The sequence below is a fragment of the Candidatus Sodalis sp. SoCistrobi genome (genome assembly GCF_900143145.1).
GTDB lineage: Bacteria > Pseudomonadota > Gammaproteobacteria > Enterobacterales > Enterobacteriaceae > SoCistrobi.
This window is the reverse complement of record NZ_FRDB01000226.1, coordinates 1-4,416: the sequence shown is the minus strand read 5'-3', so window position 1 is coordinate 4,416 and position 4,416 is coordinate 1. Positions and strand designations below refer to the sequence as shown.

Here is a 4,416-nt window from a genome sequence, read left to right as displayed (position 1 = left end):
CGCTCCGTACCCGCATTAAACGACTGGCGCGTAAAACGATTTGCTTCTCGCGCTCTGTCGAGATCCACGAAAAAGTCATCGGAGCCTTCATCGAAAAACACATGTTCTACTAATTGGAGTCATTACCGAATATCTTTTTCTTTTTTATAAAATGCTTTATATGCAATGGAAATAAGCAATGGCAAATAATATGAAGGAAGAAACCAAGGGTCTGATACAGCTGCAATTATTGAAAGAAAACAAGTAAGGACATCTTTTACATTTATAGTTTTTTTTGTGTTAAATATAAAAAGTAAAACACAGAACAAACCATAGAGATTTGTAATGTTATGCGATGCTGGATGGGCAATGTATCCCACACTGAAAGCAAAGCTTGATAAGCTTGATAATATGGGAGCTAACAAAAAAGAAAATTTGTTCTTCGTTTCATTGTAGCAAATAAATGCGATTGTTATAGATAGAGAAAATATCTGCGCAATTTCTAAAAATTTTATTATAGTTATTGATGCTCCAAATAAATAAAAAACAATATAATGTATTGGGTATACAGATAGATACCAACTATCCGTTGTTCGCCCCCAGTACTTTAATGCTAAAATCCCATATTTACTTACTTCATTCCATGTGGTTGGTGTATTTGCAACATCTCCATCAGCAGAGAAATGAAGGGTAACAAAAAAGCAGGAAAAGAAAAAGCAAATTAAGACATTCACCATTATGAATGTTTTTGTATTTAATGAGAATGTATTCATAGTTAATGTCTCTTTTTAGCTATAACATATCGAGGTCTGTTTTTTGTTTCAATATATATTCTTCCAATATATTCACCCAGTACTCCGATACCGATTAATTGCACTCCACCAATAAATAGAATGGCCACCATCAATGATGGATAACCTGGGACTGGGTTACCAAATAGTAATTTGTCAACCGTCATCCATAGGCCATATAGAAAAGAAAGTGAAGCGACACCAAAACCGATATACGTCCACATTCTTAAAGGGATAGTTGAAAAAGATGTTATCCCTTCAAGAGCTAAATTCCATAACCTCCACCAACTAAACTTGCTTGAGCCAACTAATCGCTCAGCGCGAGTGTATTCAACTATTTCAACTTTTCCTCCCACCCATGACAGCAAACCTTTCATGAAAAGGTTACGCTCTGACAAGCACTTAATGTTTTCAACGACTTCACGTGGTATCAAGCGAAAGTCACCAACGTTCTCTTCAATTTTAGGCCTACTGATTTTGTTGTGTAGCTTGTAAAACCATTCTGCCGTTTTTCGTTTTAATTTCCCATCAGTCGTACGGTCAATGCGTTTAGCCAGCACAATATCAGCACCCGCTCGCCACTTCTCAATCATATGAGGTATGACATTTAACGGATCTTGTAAATCTACATCAATGGGTATAATTACATCTCCAGTGGCATGTTCTAATCCTGCGAAAAGTGCAGGTTCTTTACCAAAATTGCGAGTAAAGCTGATAGCCTTAACCATTGGGTCTGATATTTCCAAGGCATCAATCAAGCTCTCGGTATTGTCTGTACTACCATCATTAATGAATACTATTTCAACATCATATTGATTGAATTCTGGAAACTCTCTTACCGCCTTATAAAAGATCGGTATGGATTTTTCTTCATTAAAAACAGGGACAATGAGAGAAACTTTCATGTCTTATCCTTAAATACTACGTACTTTGCACAGAAGTAACCAATCACCAAGCTTATCACAGAGAATGATATTAACGTGAGTATAGGCGATGTATTACATTGATCGCCTATATATCCAGAAAGGATACTCAAAAAGCCCATAATACCGATGTAAATCATGTAGCCTGTTGCTGTAGGTCTCTTTTTGAAGGTTAACTTTGAATTGGTAAAAAAAGAAAAAGTAACAGCAGATATGAATGCTACAAAGTTGCTAATTGATTGCTCATACTTGAATATATTTACCATGCATAAAAATATAATCCAGTGTATGCCTGTATTGATTATACCGATAGTGGTATATCTGATGAATTTAGAGGGCACAGAACATCCCTTTTCCCCAATCTTTCTCTGGGACTGTCGGTTGTGAAAATTTAGCGTAGAAAAATTCTCGACTCATCAAATCATGGTCAGATAAGCCGGTGGATAATTTGACAATTGAGCGATCAACACCGTTAGTAATAAGTTGGCGAGCGATACTGCGTGCGGATTCCTGCCGGCCTTTCTGCTCGCCAAGCTGGATGCCTTCTTGACGTCCTTCTTGCCGCCCGAGCTGGATGCCCTTCTGGGATGCCCCTTTGCTCACCTTTGGCTTCAAGCTGCTCTGCAATGGTCATGATATCCTCCCGGTAGTCAGTGGCTTTGGTGGCGATATGCTGTAGGAATTGCGATTCATCCGAAGTATTTCCCCGCTCTGCGATATAGTACATCAGGCTACGGAAATGCCTGCCTGTAGACTGATTCTGCCAGTTCAGGGCCAGTAAAGCAATCGAGCCATTGTGTCAGTGCATCAGTAAGCAGGCTATCCATTTCGCCCATCACGCTATCTACGTTCTCACGCTTGCGTACCAGTTGCCGAATGGTTCGTCGCTCAGCCTCTACCATAGCGGATTTTGAGGCTGAAAACCCTTAGAATATTTCGGCTAGATTGTGCGTAAATGATTGATATTTCGTGTATGGAATGTAACCTTTTATTCCAGTGTAATTAATTAACCAATTGAAAATAAAAGATTTTACTTCGGTCTTGAAAACCGGCGACGCGCAAGCGTTCTAGAGTTCGAATCTCTACTCCTCCGCCACTTCTTTTAGCGAAAAAGAAAGGCGCTCAACACCTCCACTGCTTTCACGACTTTAACGGCTTTCACCGCTTTCACGACTTTCACGACTTTCACCGCTTTCACTGTTTCACTGCTTTTACCGCTGCCACTGTTCCCATTGCCGCCAATGTTTCCAGTGCCGCCACTTTTGCTACTGCTGCCAGACTTTTGCTGCTTCCACGATTTCTTTTAACTAATAAATCCGGGCAATGGGATGAGCCCTCCCTTAAGGCCATAGGTATCTACACATCAGGGAGGAGGCTTAAGAGCAACTCTCGCTAAATGAGTAAGTTCTTCCAGACTATATTCCGATAATAATTTTAGTGTATTCAACAAGATGGATAGGCCAGCGAGCAGAGCAGGAGCGCTCTCTCTGCGGCCTCGCTTTTGCTGTCGTCCTGACAAGCGACATATCAGCTGGCGGGCTGCCGCATTTTCTTCTCCTTCAGCGCGTTGCAGCCGCCATACCAGAACAGCAGCCATACTGGCTATTAACAACCTGCGTAGTACGGCTGGCGCGCTGCGCTGAAGCCATGTTTCTACGTCATGTCCGGCACCTTTCAGCAACTTAAAAAATGATTCAATATTCCAGCGCCAGTAATACCAACGAGCTACTTCCTCGCAGGTGATCTCGCTGCAAACGTTTGTAAGCAGCGTCCAGCGTCCCACCACATTACCGAGATCATCCGTAAGCCGAACAACAACCAATCTGACCGTCAGAGGCTCTCCAGGTTGGATTTTTATGCGGCGGCCGGTTTCTTTATCTTTACGCTTCTGCTGCGCAGCTCGGGTTATGACTATCGAGGTTTCACTGATTTCCATATCAGCTTTTTTCCCTTTCCAGTCTACCTGTCCGCATCCGTTGTATGGCAGAAGAGCAGCAATCTCACCAATTTTCAATGAATTACCTTGCCACTCTGCACCATGTCCTTCTTTTCCTCGGATAAGCCAGCATATTCCTTGAGTACTCAACGTCCGCATATGTCCAATAGAGTCACCCTCTCTATCAATTATATGAATCAGCTTTTTACCTATATTAAGCGATTCCACACGGGCAATATCGGTCGTCAAGGCGTCCATATGTGTCTGCCGTTCGGACAGTCCTTCCGCCAACGTTGAATGACAACCGGTTGCATCGGTAAGTGTCTGAGATAGAGGCGCTATTGGCAAACCCGTGCCAGCATCAACCAGCAAGCTGCTTTGAAGTTCATATCCAACATCGCCACCGTGCGTCATTTTTAAGCGTCCGTATTTGGCATGATGGTAAAGAAATTGTAAACGTGACCAATCATGAACAACGAGAGCGTATGGATGCGGGCTAAGCGAAATTTGCTCAAGTGCTAGCGAAATAATTGGCTCATTGAGTTGACTGAAGCTAATTCGCTTATTATTCAGAAAACGCCAGACAGCTTGGGTAGTTGCGAAAGTTGATTTTTGAGCACTTGCGAGGTCTTTAACCGCAGAAGCAAGAAGAGCCGCGGGCGTCATATGCTGTTTAACCAGCGTCTGATATCGGCGGGTAAGGCGAGAGTCAATCCCGCCAACAGATAGGTTGAAATCATTCTGCAAAGTAATAACAGGTATCACGATAAATGTGTAGATACCTATG

The 4,416-nt window shown here is 42.2% G+C and carries 6 protein-coding genes; 1 reads left to right on the top strand and 5 read right to left on the bottom strand.

Annotation, left to right across the window (positions count from 1 at the left end; translation table 11 throughout):
• On the top strand, nt 1-113 hold a 113-nt coding region (locus tag CINSTRO3249_RS13165; protein ID WP_044698828.1), incomplete at its 5' end, for an IS1 family transposase.
• Between the two features lie 9 nt (nt 114-122).
• On the opposite strand, the gene CINSTRO3249_RS16780 is transcribed toward CINSTRO3249_RS13165, so the two are convergent.
• The 5 genes from CINSTRO3249_RS16780 to CINSTRO3249_RS13145 form a co-directional block, all read right to left on the bottom strand.
• Complete coding sequence (locus tag CINSTRO3249_RS16780) at nt 123-752, bottom strand: hypothetical protein (RefSeq protein ID WP_125933196.1); 630 nt, start codon at nt 750-752, stop codon at nt 123-125.
• Nucleotides 753-754: 2 nt separating this feature from the next.
• Entirely contained in the window at nt 755-1,675 is a 921-nt protein-coding gene (locus CINSTRO3249_RS13160) for a glycosyltransferase family 2 protein (RefSeq protein WP_074013601.1), read from the bottom strand.
• On the bottom strand, nt 1,672-2,034 hold the full coding sequence (locus CINSTRO3249_RS13155) for a GtrA family protein (protein WP_074013600.1): 363 nt from the start codon (nt 2,032-2,034) through the stop codon (nt 1,672-1,674). Before CINSTRO3249_RS13155 ends, CINSTRO3249_RS13160 begins: the two co-directional genes overlap by 4 nt.
• On the bottom strand, nt 2,024-2,296 hold the full coding sequence (locus CINSTRO3249_RS17460) for a hypothetical protein (RefSeq protein ID WP_217265401.1): 273 nt from the start codon (nt 2,294-2,296) through the stop codon (nt 2,024-2,026). The genes CINSTRO3249_RS13155 and CINSTRO3249_RS17460 overlap by 11 nt, the downstream gene beginning before the upstream one ends.
• A 760-nt stretch (nt 2,297-3,056) precedes the next feature.
• A partial coding sequence (locus CINSTRO3249_RS13145) for a flagellar biosynthesis protein FlhF (protein WP_254304262.1) occupies nt 3,057-4,416 on the bottom strand: 1,360 nt, incomplete at its 5' end.

Excerpts from the sequence above, each read along its gene's own strand:
- CINSTRO3249_RS16780 (WP_125933196.1), bottom strand. The coding sequence starts at position 752 with ATGAATACATTCTCATTAAATACAAAAACATTCATAATGGTGAATGTC.
- CINSTRO3249_RS13160 (WP_074013601.1), bottom strand. The coding sequence starts at position 1,675 with ATGAAAGTTTCTCTCATTGTCCCTGTTTTTAATGAAGAAAAATCCATA.